Origin of the sequence: Aliicoccus persicus, from assembly GCF_900110815.1 — a bacterium.
Taxonomy (GTDB): domain Bacteria; phylum Bacillota; class Bacilli; order Staphylococcales; family Salinicoccaceae; genus Aliicoccus; species Aliicoccus persicus.
In genome coordinates, this window is sequence record NZ_FOIT01000006.1 from 90,669 (window position 1) to 111,802 (window position 21,134).

Here is a 21,134-nt window from a genome sequence, read left to right on the forward strand (position 1 = left end):
CCTAAATTTGAAGGTCTTATGCTGTGCGACCTTCCTGCACATAATTATTAATTTCGATTAAATTTTTCATGTGTATCACGTCCTTTTTAGTAGATAGGGTCAGTATACATACTCGCATAACATTTGTAAATATTCACATCATCGATTATAAATAAACTAGGAAGGTGAATGATATGGATATCGTAGCAGTCATTTCACATATAAAAGCTGAATCAAGCACCGTTACTGTCCACGCGCTCGCTGATAAGTTTGGCTACAGCGAAGCGTATTTTAGTCGTGCGTTTAAACAGGAAGTGGGTATATCTCCGAGCGAGTACATACAAGCTGTTAAACGTGAACAGGCGATTGAAGAGATTATAACAAATGATCGTTCTATTTTAAGCTCGCAGTTAAAGGCAGGATATTTAAGCGAAGGTTCATTTTCTAACTTGATAAAAAAAGCGATGTCCATTTCACCGAAACAACTGAGCAAAAATAAATTAGAGATTTTGAAAGACTATAACGACTCTGAAAAAGATTATTTAGAAGAAGCAGAGGATGTCGGATATGATCTACAAGTCAATATAACATGTAGTGAAAAATTTGATGGCATCGTCTTTGTTGGTTTATTTAAGAAACCACTTCCTGACAGACCACCTGTTATTGGGATTCCGATTTTGAACTATCCAAAGAATAACTGTGTCGACTTTAGTAATGTGCCACCTGGAAGTTATTATGTCATGGCATGTGTCATACATAAAACGTTAGATCCAACAAAACTGTTCGTGCTGAAAGATAACTTGAGAGGTAAGATTGATACACCATTTGAATTTCCAGGTAAGTATAACTGTGAATTGTTACTCAGACCACCTCACATTTCTGATCCGCCAATTACTGTGAATTTACCGAAGTTATTTATTGAAACGGTGAAAAGTAAAGTGAAGGAATTTAGGTCAGATTAAAATAAATTTTTATGTATGAAAGTTAGTACAATATTTGTGAGGAGATGATTCGATGATCGTATCACAAGTATTAACATCTGGAAATCTAGATGAAATGATTGCGTTTTACAATGATGTGTTTGGCGAGGTAGAGGTCGTAGAAGCGAAAGATTTTCGTGGCAATGCAAATAATCAGTACCGTCATGTGAAAATTCTTGGGAATGATTTTTTCCTAATGAATGACGGAGAGATTACAGATAAAGTGCCAGCACTATTTTATATGGTTGTCTTTCCTGAGAATCGTCGAGATGAGTTGATTACATTACATGAGAAACTAAGTGATGGAGCGCGAAGTTTAAGTGATGTAAAGGATATGAATTTTACGGAAGCCTTGTACATGTTCCAAGATAAGTTTGGTCTCGTATGGAACTTTTGGTCAGATGCGTATTGTGATGCTCCAGTGATTTTGCCAAGCATGGTGATGAGTGACGATTTAGTAGGCAGGATTGATGAGATGAAAGCATTTTACGAAGGTGTTTTTGATGATGTTGAATTTGGAGAGGTTTCATTTTTGGACAATGGATTGATTGAGCATGTCTCAATTCGGCTTTTAAATCATGAATTACAAGTTGCTGAAACGAGTGTGAAGAATTTGTTTTCACTTGATTCGATTTCATCACTGAATCTAGGCTGTGAAACACAAGAAGAAATTGATCGTTATTCCAAAGCGTTAGGTGATCATTATTATCCGGGTGGTTGGTTGAAGGATAAGATGGGCGTCATGTGGTGTGTCGATTGGCCGGGGATGATAGATCTTTTATCGGTTGCAAATGAACAGCAGGAACAAGCGATTTTCGGAGCGATTATGAAAGAGGATCCAATTTGTATTGAAGATGTAAAAGCAGCGTTTGAAAATAATAAGGAGTGATTAACCATGTTTAAAGCAATACCATATTTTATTTTTCAAGACGCCAATGCCGCAATTGCCTATTATGAAGAGTTTTTTGATGCAAAATTGTTGAGTAAAAACACAGCGGATGACCCAGCGTTTGCTGATATGCCTGAGAAGATTGAGAAACCTGAGGAGATATCACGATGATAAAATCACAAATAATGAACCATCGTAATCTGGATGAAATGATTGCTTTTTATAACGATGTATTTGGTGATGTGGAAGTGCTTTACTCTAGATATATTAAAGATCATGAGAACGATCAGTTTAGACATGTCAGAATATTAGACCATGAATTTTATCTGATGCGTGGACCGCATCACCCAGATAAAGTACCAGCAATTTTTTACATGGTTGTGTTTCCAGAAAGTAGACGTCATGAACTGGAACAATTACATGTAAAACTTAGAGATGGTGGCCGTGACTTAAGTCATGTGGAAGACATGAAATTTTCTGATGATTTGTATTTACTACAAGATAAATATGGCACCCTCTGGCGCTTCTGGGCAGCTGAGTATTTCGAAGCACCCGGAATTCTTCCAAGCTTGGTCATGCATGATGATATGGTTGGTAAAATTGGTGAGATGAAAACATACTATGAGAATATTTTTGATGACGTCGAGTTTGGAGAAATTAGCTATCTTGACAATGGTTTGATCGACCATGTATCCGTCAGAATCTTAAACTACGAGTTGCAAGTGTGTGAGACAAGTGAGAAGGATTTGTTTTCATTAACTGCTGTATCATTGCTCGTACTGGATTGTGAAACACAAGAAGAGATTGATAGGTATCATAATGGACTTGTCAGTCAAGCGTACTCTTCTGGCTGGTTAAAAGATAAGATGGGCATCGTTTGGATTGTGGACTGGGTCGGAATGCACAATCTCTTAAAGAATGCAAACCCAAAACAAGCGAAGGCAATGTTTGCTGCAATTGATAACGCTGGTCCAATTTGCATTGAAGATGTAAAGAAAGCTTATGAGGATAATGCAGAGTGAATAATAAAACGGACTCAACTTTGGTTGGGTCTTTATTATTTTGTCTGAATAATTATCGGTGTGGTAAACTTTGTTGTATAGAGAAAAAGGGAGGATTAACATGTTTAAGAAAGAAGAAACTTTAGATTTTCTAACGGAGTTGTTATCCATAAACAGCCCGTCTGGTTATACGAAAAATGCAATTGATTTTGTGAAATCAATAGTAGATGGACTTGGTTTTACAACAGAAATTACACCGAAAGGGAATTTAGTCGTATCGGTTGAAGGTGAAGATACTTCAGTTACACGTGGTTTAAGTGGACACGTCGATACATTAGGCGTTATGGTGCGTTCGATCAATTCGGACGGTACACTCGCACTGACTAAAATTGGTGGACCGATTACGCCAACGCTTGATAGTGAATATTGTGAAATTATTACACGTGATGGCAAGACGTATACAGGTACGATACTTTCGACGTCACCATCGATTCACGTACACAAGGACGCATCATCGAAAAGCCGTGATATCGACAATTTAGTTGTGAAGATTGATGAGAAAGTAAGTAATAAGAAGGAAGTACAAGCACTTGGTATTCAAAATGGTGACTTTGTTTGCTATGATCCAAAAGTTCAAATTACAGAGTCAGGCTTTATTAAATCACGTTTCTTAGACGATAAAGCATCAGTCGCATTGCTTGTGAGCGTATTAAAGGCAATTCATGCAGGTGATGTGAAACCAAAGACGAACTTGAAGTTTATCATTTCGACGTATGAAGAAGTGGGGCATGGTGCCGCATGGATTCCTGAAGAGATTACAGAGTTTCTAGCGGTCGACATGGGTTGTATTGGACTTGATTTAGATTGTACGGAGTTTGATGTGTCAATTTGTGCGAAAGATTCATCCGGTCCATATGATTACGAGTTAACTTCTACATTGATCAATCACGCAAAGCGACTGGAGCTAAATTATGCGGTTGATATTTACCCGATGTACGGCAGTGATGCAAGCGCTGCGCAAAGTGCTGGTGCAAACATTCGCTCTGGATTGATTGGTCCTGGTGTTGCAAGCAGTCATGGGATGGAACGCACGCATGTTGACGCGCTTATCAACACATTTAAATTGTTAGTCGCTTACGTTGAAAACTAAATTTGAATTTTTGATGCGTGAGACTTCACTGATGTGAGGTCTTTTTTGTGGGAAAATTTTGATGTTTATAGTGAATGATTTAAATAGAATTAGAATAATAATGCACTTGTCGGTCGATTTTCCTTCTGTTAATATTAAAATGCAAACGTTTTCTTAGACTGAAGTAATACTATTTTACTTCACAAATAATGATTAAGGGGAGAGAACATGACGAACAAATTGAGTAAGGAATCTCGATTGCTTTTCGCATCATTGGTGTCTATATTCAGTGTGATTATTTTAATGATTACACCAAACGAAACGATGGCACAGGACGATGAAATCGAAGATGGCTTTTTCAGAGTCCATTTTGAAACATTGTTATCTGATGACATCGATGATTTAGGACTTTGGTTGTGGGATGATGTTGCAGCACCATCTGAAGATTGGCCGACGGGTGCATTACCATTTACAGATGCAGTTGAAACTGATTATGGATACTACATGGATTTTGAACTCGCTGAAAATCCACAGCGTATCGGTCTGTTAATCAATTCACTATCAGGAGACGGTCAAACAGAAGATATGGAGTTTGATCTCGTAACACCTGATATGAACGAAGCTTGGATTACGAGTGATTGGGAGCTATTTACGAATGAACCCATCACTGAAGAAAATACAATTCGTATCAATTACATACGCGAAGATGGAGACTATGAAAATTGGGCACTGTGGGCGTGGGGCGACGTTGCTGAACCAACGGAAGACTGGCCGGTCGGTGCACATGATTTAGACCCATCGGGTAACAATGGCGCGTATTTTGATTTAGAAATTGCCGAAGATGCTTCTGTTATTCAGTTTTTATTCGTCAATAAAGAGACTGAAGAGCAATCAGAGGACCTGTCGTTTGATGATTTAACTCAATCACAAATCTTTTTACGTGAAGGAGATGATCAGGTGTACACGAACCCAGATTTCTCGAGTGAAGTTGGCGTAACACGTGCAGAACTCGTGTCAGAAACGGAGATTGAAATTGAATTCCACTCAACGGAAGATCTTGATGAAGAATCAGTATTGGAATTAATTGAGTTACATCATGCAGACGGCGAAGCATATGATCTCTCAGATTCTACAGTAACGATTGACCATGACAGTAATACGGTTCTACTCACGGGTGAACTTGACCCTGAGTCTGGAGCATACACGCTTGTTATCGATGAGCAAGAAAGGTTGGTTCAGATGGGTTGGCGTTTGAAAGATTCACTTTACGCGTATGATGGCGACTTAGGTTTACATTTTGATGATGAAGGCACACCTTCACTTAAAGTGTGGTCACCAAGTGCGAGTCAAGTGAATGTCATTTTATACGATAAAGACAATCAAGAAGAAGTTGTTAGAGACGATATCGAAATGACACAGGAGACGCCAGGTGTTTGGGAAGTTGTTTTAGATGAAGAGACGACTGGATTATCTGATGTGACTGGGTATTTTTATCATTTTGAAATTGAGCGAGAAGGGGATACGGTTCTAGCGTTAGATCCATATGCACGTTCGATGGCGGCTTGGGACAATGGAAATCCAGATAATTATGTTGGTAAAGCAGCGATTGTGAACCCGAGCGACATCGGTCCTGAATTGGATTACGCAACGATCGATAGTTTTGAAAAACGTGAAGATGCAATTATCTATGAGGTGCATGTACGTGACTTCACTTCTGATGTTGATATCGATGATGAACTCGAAAGTCAATTCGGTACGTTTAGTGCGTTTATTGAACGTCTCGACTACATCGAAGACTTGGGTGTAACACATATTCAGCTCTTGCCTGTGATGAGTTATTTCTTTGCAGATGAGTTTAATAACGACGAGCGTTTGAATGAATATTCTTCGACAAATAATAACTATAACTGGGGATATGACCCGCACAGTTACTTCTCGTTGACGGGTATGTATTCTGAAGATCCTGAAGATCCGGCAAAGCGTATTGAAGAATTTAAAAACTTAATCGATGAAATCCATTCACGTGATATGGGTGTCATTTTAGATGTTGTGTATAACCACAATGCGAGCTTGCATCTATTTGAAGATTTGGAGCCAAACTACTATCACTTCATGGATGCAGACGGTACACCACGTACGAGTTTTGGTGGTGGACGTTTAGGTACGACGCATGAGATGTCACGCCGTATTTTAGTCGATTCGATTACGTATTGGGTGGATGAATATAAAGTCGATGGTTTCCGCTTTGATATGATGGGCGACCATGACTCAGAGTCGATTCAAAAAGCGTATGATGAAGCGGCAGCACTCAATCCGAACATCTTAATGATCGGTGAAGGTTGGGTGACATACGCAGGTGATGCAGGGGACAATGTCATTCCTGCAGACCAACAATGGATGGACCAAACATCAGCGGTGGGTTCTTTCTCAGATGAAATTCGAAATGAATTGAAATCAGGTTTCGGTAGCGAAGGTCAACCGATGTTCTTAACAGGTGGTCCACGCTCGATTGAGACAATTTACAATAACTTAGTTGCAAATCCAGGTAACTTCAATGCAGATGAACCAGGAGACGTCGTGCCTTACATTGCAGCACACGACAATTTGACGCTGCATGACGTTATCGCACAATCGATTAAAAAGGATCCGAAAGATCACGCACAAGAGATTCATGAACGCATTCGAATCGGTAACCTCATGGTGCTGACGGCACAAGGGACACCGTTCATCCATGCCGGTCAGGAATATGGACGCACGAAACAGTTCAAACATCCAGACTTCATTGAACCGGTGGATGAAGCGGATGTGCCATACAAGTCTACGTTCATGACAGATGAAGACGGAGAGCCTTTCGAGTATCCGTACTTTATCCATGATTCATATGACTCTACGGATATTATCAATCGATTTGAGTGGGCGAAAGCAACGGATGAAGAAGCATATCCGATTAATACACAGACTCGTGCTTATACTAAAGGATTAATTGAGCTTCGCAGAAGTACCGATGCATTTAGCAAAGGGACGATGGATGAAGTTGATGAATCTGTTTCATTAATTGATGTACCAGAAATCGAAGATGAAGACTTGGCGATCGTTTACTGTGCTGAGTCATCAGATGGCGATGCGTTCTATGTACTTGTGAACACTGATGAAGTGGAGCGAGAATTTACTTTACCGGTAGACTTAAATGGCGGTGATGTTATCGTCGATCGTGAAACTGCTGGCACTGAAGCAATTGCTGAACCAGTGGGTGTGACTTTAGAGGCTGATAAAGTAACACTCGAGCCGTTGACTGCGGTAATTGTTAGAGTGAGCGATGAGGTTGACAATGAATTAGTCGGTGATGAAGATGCGGATGTTGAAGTGGATGATTCTGTAACAGAAGACGACTCATCTGAAAGTACTGGCGTAAACAGCCCTGTCTTAAACGAAGATGGCACAGTCACATTTTACTTCGAAGGCGATGCCAACACGACAAGTGTTGGTGTCCCAGGTAGTTTTAACGAATGGGACGAGTCAGCATTCGTGATGGAAGAAGGCGAAGACTCGGTCTGGTCTTACACAGCTGAACTTGAACCGGGTGTATATGAGTATAAATTGTTCGTCAATAATGAATGGACCAACGACCCATTAAATGATGTGGAATTAGAAAATACGAATAATGAGTTAATCGTGCCTGGATTGCGCGTTGAAGGTGCGACAGAAGTTGAAGCGGGCACTGAGGTTTCATTTACGACAATTTATGTCGACCACGAAGGTGAAGCGTCAGAAGTTAACGTGGAGTATTCTATTTCTGAAGCGTTCAATGGCGTCGAACTCGATGAAAATACATTAAGGGTTCCAGATGATGCTGAGGCAGAATCAATAATCGAACTCGTTGTGACAAGTGTTGGTGCAGAGACAACACACACGGTGGTCGTTCTCGATGAAATGTACCACTACACGATAAACTACTCACGTTCTGATGATTCACAAATGGACTGGGATATGTGGATATTCGGTGAAGGTATGGAAGGCGATGCCCATGCATTTACTGAAGAAACTGAAGATGGCTATGCACAAGCGATGGTAAGTTTACCACTTGATGAGATTACAATGATTACACGACCAGGTGACTGGTCACAGCAAGAAATGGACCGAGTCATTTCTATTCCAGAAGGTGAGACAGAAGTTGAAGTGTGGATAAACGCCTTAGACCCGAGAGTTTACTATGAGAATGATTCGATTGAAGAAATTGAATCACGTGTTGTGCAACTCACATACGTGCGTGAAGATCAAGATTACGATGGTTGGAACTTGTGGGTATGGAACACAGGTGCACAAGACGATGAGATTTTATTTGACGAAGTAACCGATGAAGGTGCAGTAGCAAATATCGAAATCGGTCAGAATACGACAGAGATTGGTTTCAAAATTCGTCAAGGTGATTGGGAAGCAGAGGATGATTACAACGAAGACCGTATGATTGAAATAGATCCAAATGAACAGATTACGAAAGTGACTGTTTACGAAGGTGTCGGTGAATTCGACCAAGCACCATCGATTAATGGACCAGAAATAGTGAATGGTAATGTAACTTTCTTCTATAGAGATCCTGCACTTTATCTGGCGGATGAACTAGATACGATTGACAGTGTTGAACTCCAACTCGTTGGGGAAGGTTTCGAAGATACGTATGAGATGACTTATGATGCAACGAACAACTACTTCGTATATACAGTCGTCGGCGTTGAGACCGGTGACTATGAATATAGCTTCTTAGTGACTCAAGATGGGCAACCGATTGAAGTCGAAGATCCATATGCCGAGGGTAATTTTAGCTATGAGCAATTGGACGTTTCAATCGAAACGTCAGTTACACCTGAGGCTATCTCTTATCAAGAGCATGCTGTTGTAACGATTGATGCAAGCAGCAGTAACGATGCAGAATTTTCAAGAGGTTTTATCGATTTGACTGAAGTCGGTGGACTTGAAGCAGTTGAGTTCGATGTTGAACTGATGGCACATACGATAGCAGTTGCTGAAGGCACGAGCGTTGGTGAGAAGGTTTTACCTGTGACTCTGGTCGATGAATTTGGTAATCACCACGCGTCAGAAGTGTCTGTGGAGGTTATTGAGAGAGAAGTCAGTGATGGCGCGGATTTTGATTGGGATGAAGCCCGCATTTACTTCATGCTGACGGACCGTTTTAGTGATGGAGATGAATCGAATAATGACCCACACGATGTCGGTTATGACACAGACCATCCTGAAAGCTATCATGGTGGTGACTTCCAAGGGATTATTAATAACTTAGATTACTTGGATGAACTTGGTATTAACACGATTTGGATTTCACCAATTGTTGATAATATCGATCACGATCAAAGGCATGGTCAAGATGAATCTCAATACGGATATCATGGGTATTGGGCGAAAGACTTTACAGAAATCGATGAGCATTTTGGTGATTTAGAAACGTTTAAAACTTTAATTGATGAAGCACATGACCGTGACATTAAAATTATGGTCGATGTTGTGTTGAACCATACTGGATATGGATTAAAGCCAACCGATTCTGGAGAGGATATTCCACTGTTCCCAACAGATGAAGACCGGGCAGTTTTTGAAGGCATGATTCGTGAAGATGTCGTGTTAGGTAGCGAGACGATGAGTGAGCTGGACGGATTGCCAGACTTGGTGACAGAAGATGCGGCAGTGCGTGACCAAATTATCGAATGGCAAACGGATTGGATCGAGCGTGTGAGAACGGACAATGGTAACACGATTGATTACTTCAGAGTAGATACAGTGAAGCATGTCGATAATACGACATGGAATGCGTTTAAAAATGAGCTGACATTGTTGAAACCAGACTTCAAATTGATAGGTGAATGGTTTGGCGCAAGTGTGAACAATACAGCAGACCAGTTGAACACAGGTCGCATGGATTCATTGCTTGATTTCAACTTTAAATCGCAAGCGCAGAACTTTATCTCAGGGAATATTGAGAGTGTTGAAGCGAACTTAGCAGAGAGAAATGAACAAGTTGATAATGCTGCGATGCTCGGACAGTTTTTGAGCAGTCACGATGAAGACGGATTTTTAGTGACCGCTGCAGGAGACGATGAAGGGCTGTTTAAAGTTGCTGCTGCATTGCAGATCACAGCTAAAGGACAACCGGTTATTTATTACGGTGAAGAAATTGGAATGAGCGGCGTGTCAGCGGGCAACATGGATGCCGGCGAATTTAGTGAAAACCGCTATGACTTCGACTGGGATCGTGTTGATGGTTCCGAAATGCACGAACACTACCAGAAACTGTTAAACATTCGTGCAGACTATTCAGTCGTGTTCTCTAAAGGCGATAGAATGTTTGTTGCAGGTTCAGATGATGACGGCTACTCACTGTTTTCTAGAAACTGGGAAGACGAACAAGTATTGGTCGGGCTGAATATCGGTGAGGATGCTGTTGTTTCTAGTTTTGAAGTTGACTTTGAAGCGGGTACTGAGTTGATGGATCTCTATAACGATGTAAGTTACGTCGTGGATGATGATCAGATGGTTGAGATCGAAATTCCTGGAAATGTAGAAGGTGGAACAGCAGTTTTAGTCGTGCAGTAGGGTGATGGTTGGTTGAGGCTGCCAACTCAAGGCTGAAAATTGCTTTGAATTGGCAGGTAACAAAATATCATCGCTACTTCAAGCTTGAAAAAATTGTCTAAAGTAGAGAGGGCTTTGTTTCCGTGCTAACTCAAGCTCAAAAAGTGCGTCGAGTTAGCATGGATTTTGATTTCGTGCTAACTCAAGCTCAAAAAGTGTCTCGAGTTAGCATGGATTTTGTTTCCGTGCTAACTCAAGTTCAATAAGTGCCTCGAGTTAGCATGGATTTTGATTCCGTGCTAACTCAAGCTCGAAAAATGCGGTGAGTTAGCACGAGTCAATTTTTATCCTTATGCCAGCATCAACCAAATCCCACACAAAAAAGTCCAAACCCGGCAATCACGCCAGGTCTGGACTTATTCTATATCAACAGCTACTCCAAATACATCTTCTTAAACTTCTCACTCGGCATCGGGCAATCTTCAGCACTCGCATTGCCAGCAAATCGCCTACGATTTCTTGCCACCCATTTATAAACATCGTCTCGAATCACATCCGGAATCCACAACAACAATTTAAACGGAATCATATGATGGTGCATCGCATCCAAAGCTCGGATGACTGCTGTCGAGTGTTTATAATAATCTTGGTCAACGAAAATCACAGACTTCCTCCCAACAAGCTCCGGCACATTCGCCTTGGTCCAAGCACTATTAAAATCGGTAATCTTTAACTCTGGATTTCTATTCCATTTCACGACAAACCGCACCATGCGATTACACAGCGTGCAGTCGCCATCAAAGACTATAACTTTCATATTTAATCCTCCATCTATAAACCATCATAACAGGATAAAAACCTATCATCCAAGACGGCACCTTGAAATTCCAAAAACAACCCACCTATAAATTCACATGGTTCGGGTTCAATTTCCCATATATCAACAAGTTGTGATATCTACCATCGAGTCGCATTGCATCACACAGCACGGCTTCCTTCGAAAACCCGAGTCTCTCTGGCACCTTGCGACTCGGTTCATTGAGCTCGCACACGTGTATCTCAATCCGATGCACGTCCCACTCGTTAAACACAAAGTCGGTCATTGTAGAGACGACGCGCGTAATGATACCGCGTTTTTGGTGTGACTTGCCGAGCCAGTAACCGAACTCTACTTTATTATCGGTACGATTCACTTTGTTCAGTGAGAATCCCCCGATGAATGTATTTTTATTGTATATACCAAAATGGAAACTACTTTCTTTGGCAAATTCATCTCGAGTGAACTGGATGAATTTTTTGTAATCTTCTGCCGAATGTGTGTAATTGACCCATGGTAACCAAGTCGCTAAATAATCTCTTGAAGCATCGACTTCTTTAAATGCATCGTAAGCGTCACGCTCATTCATAATTCTTAAAGTTAGTTCATCATCGATTTTAAAACTCAACATATCAATCACCGCTTTCATTAGTAAGATAAATATACAACACGGACCATAATGGTGCAATTGTGCGTACAAAACGGATAAATATTGCGAAATATTTTCATCAAATTTTAATTTTAACGAAATCGTTTGCACGAATTCTATTGACTTTCGTATGTAAGCGTTTTAAAATTGAGTTGTATAATACAATTAATTAAAGGAGAGTTTTCAATGAAATTCAAGAATTTTATGTACACGGGTATTCTTGCATCAGCACTTGTTTTATCAGGCATAGCGATTGGCAACGATGAGGCTGTTAATGCACAGGATGAGCCAGAAAAACCAGAGAGTTTAACAGTTTGGTTAGATGGTGACGTACAGTTCGAAGTTTACCCAGAAATCTTTGCACGTTTCACTGAAGAAACTGGTATTGAAGTAGAAGTTTCTGAGATTGCGATGAACGACCAGCTTGACCAAATTTCTTTAGACGGACCTGCTGGAAATGGTCCAGATATTTTCCAACAGCCACACGACATGATCGGTAGTGCATACTTACAAGGTTTAGTTAAAGAAATCAATCCTGAAGACGTTGTAGATCTCGATTTATTCAACGAAAATGCGATCGATGCATTCACTTACGATGGTCACCTTTTAGGTCTTCCATTTGCTGCTGAATCGATTGCACTTTACTACAACACGGATTTAGTTGATGAAGCACCAACGACTAAAGAAGAGTTAGAAGCAATCATGGAAGAGTACACAGATGAGTCAAGCAACCAATACGGTTTCTTAATGGAATCTACTAACTTCTACATGGCTTATGCGTTCTTATTCTCAGGTGATGAATCAATCTTCAGCGTAGATGAAGAAGGTAACTACGACTCAGCTGATATCCAAGTTGCATCTGAAGGTGTAATTGAACAAGCGGAAGCTTACAAAGAGTACTTTGAACAAGGTTATTTATCTTCTAACATCAACGGTGATGTATTAGATGGATTATTTTTAGCTGGAGATGCACCGGTTGCATTAACTGGTCCATGGAAACTTGCTGAATACTCTGAAGGATTAGGTGATTCTCTTGCAACTGCGCCACTACCAGAATTTGATGGTGAGCCAATGACGCCATTCATGGGTGTTAAAGGTTGGATGATGAACGAATACACTGAAAACGAGTACTGGGCACTTCAGTTATTACAATTCATGACAAACCAAGAGAGCTCTCAGTATGTTGTAGATAACATGCAAGAATCAGTACCACGTTCAGATGTTGAAAACGACAACGAATTGTTAGCAACGTTTGATGAGCAAACTGCAAGTGCTGTTCCAATGCCAAACATTCCAGAAATGGCACAAGTTTGGGAGCCGATGGAAAACGCATTAGTATTCATCTCTCAAGGTGAAGATGTAACTGAAATTCTTGAAGAAGCGAAAGCTAATATTGAAGCGAACATTGAAGCCGCAGGTGGATCTTCTGCAGAATAATATTTAATGGAATAACAAGGAGGAATGGATGTGAAAAAAAATCCGATTTTGGCCGCAGTCTTATCCATCCTTCCTGGGCTGGGCCAACTATATAATAAGAGGTACATCAAAGCTGGTGTCCTCTTTATTCTTTTTGTCTCATTTATTTCGGTGTTCTATCAATTTTTAGCAACTGGTATTTGGGGTATTGTAACGCTTGGTGAGACGCCACGGGAAGACGATTCACGAACATTGCTTGCACAGGGGATTATTGCATCGCTTGTCATCATCATTGCTCTCATCTTTTATTTCGTAAATATACGTGATGCATATAATGATGCAAAGCTGATTAACTCTGGTGACTTCAGAACAATGTTCCAGCGTTTCAGAGACACGTGGGATAAAACTTTTCCGTATGCGATTATCGCACCGGGGTTATTTTTATTAATCTTCGTCGTTGTATTCCCGCTTTTATATATGTTCTTCCTAGCGTTTACGAATTACAATCTCTATAACTCGCCACCTGCAAATCTATTGGATTACGTCGGATTTGACAACTTTAGAAACTTATTGGAAGTCGATATTTGGAGAAATACATTCTTTAGCGTATTCACATGGACAATCATTTGGACGTTAGTTGCAACGACATTACAAATTGCGCTAGCGTTATTGTTAGCAGTTGTCGTGAACAATCCATTGATTCGCTTTAAACGATTGATACGTACGATTTTAATTTTACCGTGGGCAGTGCCTGCGTTCGTTACAATTTTAATTTTTGCCGCGATGTTTAACGATCAGTTCGGTGCAATCAACGCTCAGATTATGCAACCGATATTCGGTACGAATATTGCCTGGTTATCCGACCCATTCTGGACGAGATTCGCACTCATTATGATTCAAACATGGCTTGGATTCCCGTTTGTGTTCGCGCTATTTACCGGTGTCTTACAGAGTGTTTCAAGTGACTGGTACGAAGCAGCTGATATGGACGGTGCATCCAGTTGGCAGAAATTCACTCAGATTACTTTCCCACATATTATGTTCGCAACAGCACCGCTACTCATCATGCAATATGCCGGGAACTTTAACAACTTTAACATTATATACCTATTCAACAACGGGGGACCGGCAGTGCGCGGTCAAAACGCGGGTGGTTCCGATATCCTAATATCATGGGTATATAAACTAACGTTTGAAACGAATAACTACAACATGGCAGCTGCAATTTCATTGATTATTGGTGCGATTGTTGCCATCGTAGCTGCTTTTCAGTTTAGCCGAACGAAAGCTGTTCGAGAGGAAGGTGAACGATAATGAACAAAAAGACAAAGAATCGCATCAGTCAAGTGATTATGTATACATTGATCATAATCATGGCCGTCATTATCTTCTATCCATTGCTTTGGACTCTGGGGATTTCATTAAACCCTGGAACGAGTTTATACAGTGCGTCGATGATTCCAGAAGACTGGTCATTTGAACACTATGTGTGGTTGTTTACAGACCCACGAAGTGACTATTTAACGTGGTACAAAAACACATTGTTCGTTGCGTTTGCAACATCAATTCTCGCAGTAATTTTTGTCACATTAACAGCATATGCGTTTTCTCGCTACCGCTTTGTCGGTCGAAAATATGGACTATATGCATTCTTGATTTTACAAATGTTCCCAGTTCTTATGGCGATGGTTGCAATTTATATCTTATTAAACCAAGTAGGCTTACTCGACACATTATGGGGATTAATCCTAGTTTATGTCGGTGGTGCAATACCGATGAATGCGTTCTTGGTGAAAGGGTATTTCGACACAATTCCAAGAGAACTTGATGACTCAGCGAAGATGGATGGCGCAGGGCACTTTAGAATATTCTTTACGATCATGTTGCCACTCGCTAAACCGATTATCGCAGTTGTCGCATTGTTTAACTTCATGGCGCCATTTATGGACTTTATCTTGCCGCGAATCGTCTTGCGTTCTTCAGAGAACTACACGCTCGCGCTCGGACTGTTCAACATGGTAAACGATGCATTTGCGAACCAGTTTACGCGTTTCGCAGCAGGTTCAATTTTAATTGCAATCCCGATTGCGATTGTCTTCTTATTCTTACAAAGATACTTGATCTCAGGATTGATGTCAGGTTCTACGAAAGGATAAAAGGAGGTTGCATTCGTGGTTACGATCAAAGACATAGCAAGAAAAGCTGGTGTTGCGCCTTCGACGGTTTCTCGAGTCATTCAAGACCATAAAGGGATCAGCACAGCGACGAAAGAGAAGATTCGTCTGATCATGGACGAGATGGACTACAGACCGAACGTGTCTGCACGTAATCTCGTACTGAACAGCTCTCATACGATTGCAATGATTTTAAAAAGTGAAGCACACGATGCATATGAAAATCCTTTTAACAATGCGGTGTATAACGGTGTAGTCGAGGCGTGTCGGGAAGACGGCTATTCAATTATATCGACGACAAAAAATACTGAGCGTGAGATATTAGAAGAAGTAAAGTCGCTGATACGCTTGCGCCAAGTCGATGGTTTTATCGTCATGTTCTCTAAAACGGGCAATAAAGTGACGGAATATCTGACTTCAGTAGGGTTACCGTTCGTTGTGGTCGGTAAAGACGTCAATCAGAATAACGATGCAATCTATATCGATAATGACAATATTACCGCAGCATATCAGTTAACACAGCTGCTTATAGATAAAGGTATGCGCGACATTCGAGTGATCAACGATGATGAAGGTTTTACAGTTGCGAAAGATCGTATGAAAGGGTTTAAAGATGCACTGCGTGATAATGAACTTGACAGTGATGAATGTATTATTCAAGTGGGTTCAGAGTTAGAGGAGATTCGTGATACATTAAATGAAGCATTTAATAGTAAGCAACCAGAAGGAATCATTACATTTGATGGTTTCTTACATGCGAAAGTACTTGCAGCATTATACGAGTTACAAATTCGCGTGCCGGATGATATGCTGACTGCTACTTTTAATGATTCGCCGCTCACACAGTTTGCTTCGCCGCCACAAACAACAGTGGATATTCATTCGGCGGATATTGGTAGGGAAGCAGGACGAGCGTTGATTGGTTTAATTCAAGAACCAAACAAGTTAAAATGCAATATAACATTACCGACACAAGTGATTGAAAGACAATCCACGCGGAAGGAATGAAGAAATGTCAGATTTAAAATTGGTAGATATTAAAAAGACTTATGGTAAAGATACAACAGTCGTCGAAGGGTTTAACCTAGAGATTAACGATGGGGAATTTATTGTTTTTGTCGGTCCATCAGGATGTGGTAAATCAACGATACTTCGAATGATTGCTGGGCTTGAAGAAATCACGGAAGGTGACTTCTACATTAATGACAAACGTATGAACGATATCGAGCCTAAAAATAGAGATATCGCGATGGTGTTCCAGAACTATGCACTTTATCCGCACATGAGTGTGTTCGATAATATGGCATTCGGTTTGAAGCTACGCGGAAAGAAAAAATCAGAAATTAAACGACGTGTAGATGAAGCAGCTAAGATTTTAGGATTAACAGACTTCTTAACACGTAAACCGAAGGCATTATCCGGTGGTCAGCGTCAGCGTGTTGCACTCGGACGCGCAATCGTGCGTGATGCAGGGATATTCTTGATGGATGAGCCACTTTCAAACTTAGATGCAAAATTACGTGTGCAAATGCGTGCTGAAATTTCTAAGTTGCACCATCGATTAGGCACGACATCCATTTATGTTACACACGACCAAACTGAAGCATTGACTATGGCATCTCGCATCGTCGTTTTAGATAAAGGTCAAATCATGCAAGTCGGTACACCGAAGGAAGTTTATGATATGCCGGACAATGTATTCGTTGCCGAGTTCATCGGTTCACCAGCCATGAATATATTCGAAGCAGAATTAAGAGATGGCCAATTGTATATTGGTGATCAATCTATTGTGTTGCCAGAGAGTCATCAGAAAATGCTTAGAGACAGTGGATATGATGGAAAAGCGATTAAATTCGGTGTACGACCAGAAGATATTAGAGAAACACATACATTAGAAGAATCGAATAAAAGTACGGCGTTCGATGTCGAAGTCTCAGTTGTTGAACTTCATGGTTCAGAAATTATGCTGTTTGCTGAAATGAGCGGTCGAGAATTTATCGCACGCGTTGATGCGCGTACAGACGTGAGTGTCGGCGACGTCGTACAGTTCAGCTTTGATATGGAAAAATGTCATTACTTCGATAATGATACGAATAATGCCATTCGTAAAAAAGAAGCACCAGTTGAGGAAGTCTTAAACTAGCGGAGGGTTTTATTTAATGAAACAAAACGCACGTCAGGCACGTCCAATTGAACAGTACTATACTTCATATAACATCGGACAATTTGGTATTACTAAATCAGCGGATAAGCTTGTGTTTTCAACGAATTTAAACGGTAAAAGCAACCTGTTCGAAATGCGTTTACCGAAGACATATCCAATGCAATTCTCTAACAATAATCAAAAGAGCGGTCGCGTAATTATAGATAAGGAAGAGAGATTCATCATCACGACATTTGATAATGATGGTGATGAGAATTACCAATTATACAAAGTGCCGTTTAATGGTGGTATACCTGAGAAATTATTCGAGACAGAAGAAAGCGAAAAACACTTAACGTACATGTTTACAAAAGACAATGATGGTTTGATTTTCACATCATCAAAGGGTAACCCGAGTTTTATGAACGTCTGTAAATACACGTTCGATAGTGGAGAAATAGAAGTTCTGAACAAGGGGGAAAACTACTCTACGTTTTTTGCTGCGAAAAGTGATGATGATCAATTGATTGTCTTGCAAGAGTTTCGTGCCAACACGAACACCCGAGGTATTATTTTAGATGCGGATGGCAATAAGCACTTAGTGACCCCAGATGACTCTAAAGTTCACATCACACAAGATTTTCATTTCATCGGCGATGACAAAGTATTTTTCATTACGGATTACGAAAAGGACTTTTCTTATTTAGCGTCGTTTGATTTGAAAACTTTTGAGTTTACTGAAGAGCTTGTTATTGAAAACGAAGAACTCACATCCATTAAACAAGATAAAAAGAATGGTGTACTTTATCTAGTTACAACTAAGGGTGTTCAGCATGAATTCTATGAAATGGAATTAAAATCAGGTGATGTAAAAGTCATACCAAAACCGATTGATTTGATTCACCAAATTGAAGTTGTCGATAGTGGCGACTTATATATGCTGGGAACGAGTGCACGCATTCCGAACAACATCTTTAAATATGATGTGAAGGCAGCGGAATGGACACAACTCACAGAAAATAAAATACTTGGTGTTGAAACAGAAGAGTTGATTGACCCTGAAGTGGTGACATATAAATCATTTGACGGTCTTGAAATCGAAGCGATGTTGTTCCGTGCGGAGGAGTCTGTCGCAAATGGCTATACATTGTTTTGGCCACACGGTGGACCACAAGCAGCGGAGATGAAATTTTTCAGAGCGCTGTTCCAAGTCGCGTTGAGCCGAGGTTACAACGTATTTACACCGAACTTCAGAGGTAGTACAGGCTATGGTTCTGAGTTTACTAAAATGGTTGAAGGTGACTGGGGACACGGACCAAGACTTGATAACATCGCAGGCGTTGAGTGGTTGGAATCAGAAGGAATCTCTGACAGTGAACACCTGTTTTTAATCGGTGGAAGTTACGGGGGCTATATGGCACTGTTACTTCACGGACGACACAGTGAGAAGTTTAAAGCAGTCGTTGATATTTTTGGAGTAAGTAACTTGTTCACATTCGTAGAGTCAGTGCCAGACCATTGGAAACCGATTATGAAACAGTGGGTCGGAGATCCGGTTAAAGATAAAGAGAAATTTATTGAGGATAGCCCAATCACTTACTTGGATACAATGACAAAACCAATGTTGATCATCCAAGGTGTGAAAGACCCGCGCGTTGTGAAAGAAGAATCTGACCAAATTGTAGAGAAACTACAAGCGTTAGATCGAGACGTCGAATACCTCGTGTTAGAAGACGAAGGTCACGGATTTTCTAAAAAAGAAAATGAAATCAAAGTATATACCCAAGTCTTTGACTTTTTGGAGCGCCACAAAGGCTAGTTTTGGTTGAGATTGGATTAATAATGAAACCCCGAGCGGCGGACATTTTGAGTGTCGGCAGCTCGGGGTTTTTGTGGGTTTTGTAGGTGAATCGGGCATTATTGAGGGTGATTGCGCCGATGAGGTTAGCACATAGTCCGTCAAACAGATTTGCGCGCCAATGAGATTAGCACATAGTCCGTCAAATGGATTTGCGCGCCAATGAGAGTAGCACATAGTCCGTCAAACAGATTTGCGCGCCAATGAGCGTAGCACATAGTCCGTCAAACTGATTTGCGCACCAATGAGCGTAGCACATAGTCCGTCAGACTGATTTGCGCGCCAATGAGAGTAGCACATAGTCCGTCAAACAGATTTGCGCGCCAATGAACGTAGCACATAGTCCGTCAAATGGATTTGCGCGCCCATGAGAGTAGCTCATAGTCCGTTAAACAGATTTGCGCGCCAATGAGAGTAGCACATAGTCCGTCAGACTGATTATCACGCCAGCAAGCGCCTCTCGTAGGCAGTCCAAACTCCCATAAACCCTAAACTATCGGTCCGCCACCTGTTACACCGTATACTTCGCCGGTAATAAAGCTTGCTTCTTCGGATGCGAGTAAAACATACACGGCCGCGAGTTCGGCAGGTTGGCCAGCGCGTCCGAGTGGGCTCGATTCTCCGAAGTTCGCCACTTTTTCTTGTGGTTGACCGCCGCTAATCTGCAGTGCTGTCCAGACTGGTCCGGGTGCAACGCCGTTGATTCGAATGCCTTTTTGTATGAATGGCGTCATGAGTGACTTGATCAATGATACTTGTGCACTTTTCGTCATGGCGTAATCCATTAAAATATTTGCCGGACTAAAAGCTTGAATTGATGTCGTTAAAATGATGCTGCCACCTGGTTTCATATGTTTTTCGGCTTCTTGCATCATAAATACTTGAGAGAATACATTGATCGTAAATGTGTCTGTCATATGCTCTAATGTATAGTCTTGTAAATCTGGTTGCCACTGTTGGTAGCCGGCATTTAACACGAGCACATCAAGTCCGCCGAGTTTCTCAACGCTCTCACCAACAACGTCTCTCGCAAACTGTTCATCACGCAAGTCACCGGGAATTAATACCGCTTTTTGTCCTGCTTCTTCAATATATCGTTTAACTTCTTGTGCATCTTGTTCCTCATCATCCAAATAGGTGATCGCCACATCTGCACCTTCTCGTGCATATGCAATTGCAGTTGCACGGCCAATACCGGAATCGCCGCCGGAAATCAGTGCTTTTAATCCATTTAGTTTTCCGCTTCCTACGTAAGATTCTTCTCCACAATCGGGTACGAAATCCATTTCACCCTGTAAGCCAGGGTACGCTTGCTTCTGTTTGTTAAATCCATCTTGATGATATTTCGTTCTTGGGTCTTTGTTTGCCATAAATTATCATCCTTTAAACTTGATACTAGAGTATAGCCCGTTACAACACTTATAAACATTTCTAATGTTGATAAAAAATCTAATCGTTACAAGAAATTAACAATATCTTAACGCGCAGTCGTTAAAATTTAAAATAAGCGTTTCACA

The 21,134-nt window shown here is 40.9% G+C and carries 15 protein-coding genes; 12 read left to right on the forward strand and 3 right to left on the reverse strand.

Features of this window, described 5'->3' with window-relative positions; all coding sequences use genetic code 11:
* Nucleotides 1-173 precede the first annotated feature (173 nt).
* The 6 genes from BMW30_RS09170 (at nucleotide 174) to BMW30_RS09190 (ending at nucleotide 10,581) form a co-directional block, all read left to right on the forward strand.
* Complete coding sequence (locus tag BMW30_RS09170) at nucleotides 174-941, forward strand: helix-turn-helix transcriptional regulator (protein WP_091476235.1); 768 nt, start codon at nucleotides 174-176, stop codon at nucleotides 939-941.
* Nucleotides 942-993: 52 nt separating this feature from the next.
* Nucleotides 994-1,848 carry a VOC family protein gene (locus tag BMW30_RS09175; RefSeq protein WP_091476243.1) on the forward strand — a complete coding sequence of 285 codons (855 nt, stop codon included), beginning with the start codon at nucleotides 994-996 and terminating at the stop codon, nucleotides 1,846-1,848.
* A gap of 6 nt (nucleotides 1,849-1,854) precedes the next feature.
* Entirely contained in the window at nucleotides 1,855-2,019 is a 165-nt protein-coding gene (locus BMW30_RS10660; RefSeq protein WP_180366281.1) for a VOC family protein, read from the forward strand.
* The gene (locus BMW30_RS09180; RefSeq protein WP_091476245.1) at nucleotides 2,016-2,870 is read left to right on the forward strand and encodes a VOC family protein; all 855 of its coding nucleotides are present in this window, start codon (nucleotides 2,016-2,018) and stop codon (nucleotides 2,868-2,870) included. Before BMW30_RS10660 ends, BMW30_RS09180 begins: the two co-directional genes overlap by 4 nt.
* Nucleotides 2,871-2,970: 100 nt before the next feature.
* A complete protein-coding gene (locus BMW30_RS09185) occupies nucleotides 2,971-3,999 on the forward strand; it encodes a M42 family metallopeptidase (protein WP_091476246.1) in 1,029 nt (342 codons plus the stop codon).
* Between the two features lie 207 nt (nucleotides 4,000-4,206).
* A complete protein-coding gene (locus tag BMW30_RS09190) occupies nucleotides 4,207-10,581 on the forward strand; it encodes a pullulanase (protein ID WP_091476249.1) in 6,375 nt (2,124 codons plus the stop codon).
* Between the two features lie 412 nt (nucleotides 10,582-10,993).
* On the opposite strand, the gene BMW30_RS09195 is transcribed toward BMW30_RS09190, so the two are convergent.
* Together BMW30_RS09195 and BMW30_RS09200 are read right to left on the reverse strand one after the other, a co-directional pair.
* Complete coding sequence (locus BMW30_RS09195) at nucleotides 10,994-11,377, reverse strand: thiol-disulfide oxidoreductase DCC family protein (RefSeq protein ID WP_091476251.1); 384 nt, start codon at nucleotides 11,375-11,377, stop codon at nucleotides 10,994-10,996.
* Nucleotides 11,378-11,462: 85 nt separating this feature from the next.
* Nucleotides 11,463-12,008 (reverse strand): GNAT family N-acetyltransferase, encoded by a 546-nt coding sequence (locus BMW30_RS09200; protein WP_180366282.1) that lies wholly within the window; start codon nucleotides 12,006-12,008, stop codon nucleotides 11,463-11,465.
* A gap of 204 nt (nucleotides 12,009-12,212) precedes the next feature.
* Between BMW30_RS09200 and BMW30_RS09205 the strand changes: the two genes are divergently transcribed.
* The 6 genes from BMW30_RS09205 to BMW30_RS09230 are packed head-to-tail and all read left to right on the forward strand — an operon-like array spanning nucleotide 12,213 to nucleotide 19,578.
* Nucleotides 12,213-13,463, forward strand: a complete 1,251-nt coding sequence (locus tag BMW30_RS09205) for an extracellular solute-binding protein (RefSeq protein WP_091476257.1) — start codon at nucleotides 12,213-12,215, stop codon at nucleotides 13,461-13,463.
* Nucleotides 13,464-13,487: 24 nt separating this feature from the next.
* Nucleotides 13,488-14,756: a sugar ABC transporter permease gene (locus tag BMW30_RS09210; RefSeq protein ID WP_091476259.1), complete on the forward strand. Its 1,269-nt coding sequence runs from the start codon at nucleotides 13,488-13,490 to the stop codon at nucleotides 14,754-14,756.
* Nucleotides 14,756-15,598, forward strand: coding sequence for a sugar ABC transporter permease (locus tag BMW30_RS09215; RefSeq protein WP_091476264.1), 843 nt, complete (start codon nucleotides 14,756-14,758; stop codon nucleotides 15,596-15,598). Before BMW30_RS09210 ends, BMW30_RS09215 begins: the two co-directional genes overlap by 1 nt.
* A 15-nt stretch (nucleotides 15,599-15,613) precedes the next feature.
* Nucleotides 15,614-16,624, forward strand: a complete 1,011-nt coding sequence (locus BMW30_RS09220) for a LacI family DNA-binding transcriptional regulator (protein ID WP_091476267.1) — start codon at nucleotides 15,614-15,616, stop codon at nucleotides 16,622-16,624.
* A gap of 4 nt (nucleotides 16,625-16,628) precedes the next feature.
* Complete coding sequence (locus BMW30_RS09225; RefSeq protein WP_091476272.1) at nucleotides 16,629-17,759, forward strand: ABC transporter ATP-binding protein; 1,131 nt, start codon at nucleotides 16,629-16,631, stop codon at nucleotides 17,757-17,759.
* Between the two features lie 16 nt (nucleotides 17,760-17,775).
* Complete coding sequence (locus BMW30_RS09230; protein WP_091476275.1) at nucleotides 17,776-19,578, forward strand: S9 family peptidase; 1,803 nt, start codon at nucleotides 17,776-17,778, stop codon at nucleotides 19,576-19,578.
* Between the two features lie 527 nt (nucleotides 19,579-20,105).
* On the opposite strand, the gene BMW30_RS09235 is transcribed toward BMW30_RS09230, so the two are convergent.
* Nucleotides 20,106-20,987 (reverse strand): SDR family oxidoreductase, encoded by an 882-nt coding sequence (locus BMW30_RS09235; protein WP_091476278.1) that lies wholly within the window; start codon nucleotides 20,985-20,987, stop codon nucleotides 20,106-20,108.
* Nucleotides 20,988-21,134 lie beyond the last annotated feature (147 nt).

Excerpts from the sequence above, each read along its gene's own strand:
- BMW30_RS09230 (WP_091476275.1), top strand. The coding sequence starts at position 17,776 with ATGAAACAAAACGCACGTCAGGCACGTCCAATTGAACAGTACTATACT.
- BMW30_RS09170 (WP_091476235.1), top strand. The coding sequence starts at position 174 with ATGGATATCGTAGCAGTCATTTCACATATAAAAGCTGAATCAAGCACC.
- BMW30_RS09210 (WP_091476259.1), top strand. The coding sequence starts at position 13,488 with ATGGATGTGAAAAAAAATCCGATTTTGGCCGCAGTCTTATCCATCCTT.
- BMW30_RS09215 (WP_091476264.1), top strand. The coding sequence starts at position 14,756 with ATGAACAAAAAGACAAAGAATCGCATCAGTCAAGTGATTATGTATACA.
- BMW30_RS09185 (WP_091476246.1), top strand. The coding sequence starts at position 2,971 with ATGTTTAAGAAAGAAGAAACTTTAGATTTTCTAACGGAGTTGTTATCC.
- BMW30_RS10660 (WP_180366281.1), top strand. The coding sequence starts at position 1,855 with ATGTTTAAAGCAATACCATATTTTATTTTTCAAGACGCCAATGCCGCA.
- BMW30_RS09205 (WP_091476257.1), top strand. The coding sequence starts at position 12,213 with ATGAAATTCAAGAATTTTATGTACACGGGTATTCTTGCATCAGCACTT.
- BMW30_RS09175 (WP_091476243.1), top strand. The coding sequence starts at position 994 with ATGATCGTATCACAAGTATTAACATCTGGAAATCTAGATGAAATGATT.
- BMW30_RS09195 (WP_091476251.1), bottom strand. The coding sequence starts at position 11,377 with ATGAAAGTTATAGTCTTTGATGGCGACTGCACGCTGTGTAATCGCATG.
- BMW30_RS09225 (WP_091476272.1), top strand. The coding sequence starts at position 16,629 with ATGTCAGATTTAAAATTGGTAGATATTAAAAAGACTTATGGTAAAGAT.
- BMW30_RS09180 (WP_091476245.1), top strand. The coding sequence starts at position 2,016 with ATGATAAAATCACAAATAATGAACCATCGTAATCTGGATGAAATGATT.
- BMW30_RS09235 (WP_091476278.1), bottom strand. The coding sequence starts at position 20,987 with ATGGCAAACAAAGACCCAAGAACGAAATATCATCAAGATGGATTTAAC.
- BMW30_RS09190 (WP_091476249.1), top strand. The coding sequence starts at position 4,207 with ATGACGAACAAATTGAGTAAGGAATCTCGATTGCTTTTCGCATCATTG.
- BMW30_RS09200 (WP_180366282.1), bottom strand. The coding sequence starts at position 12,008 with ATGTTGAGTTTTAAAATCGATGATGAACTAACTTTAAGAATTATGAAT.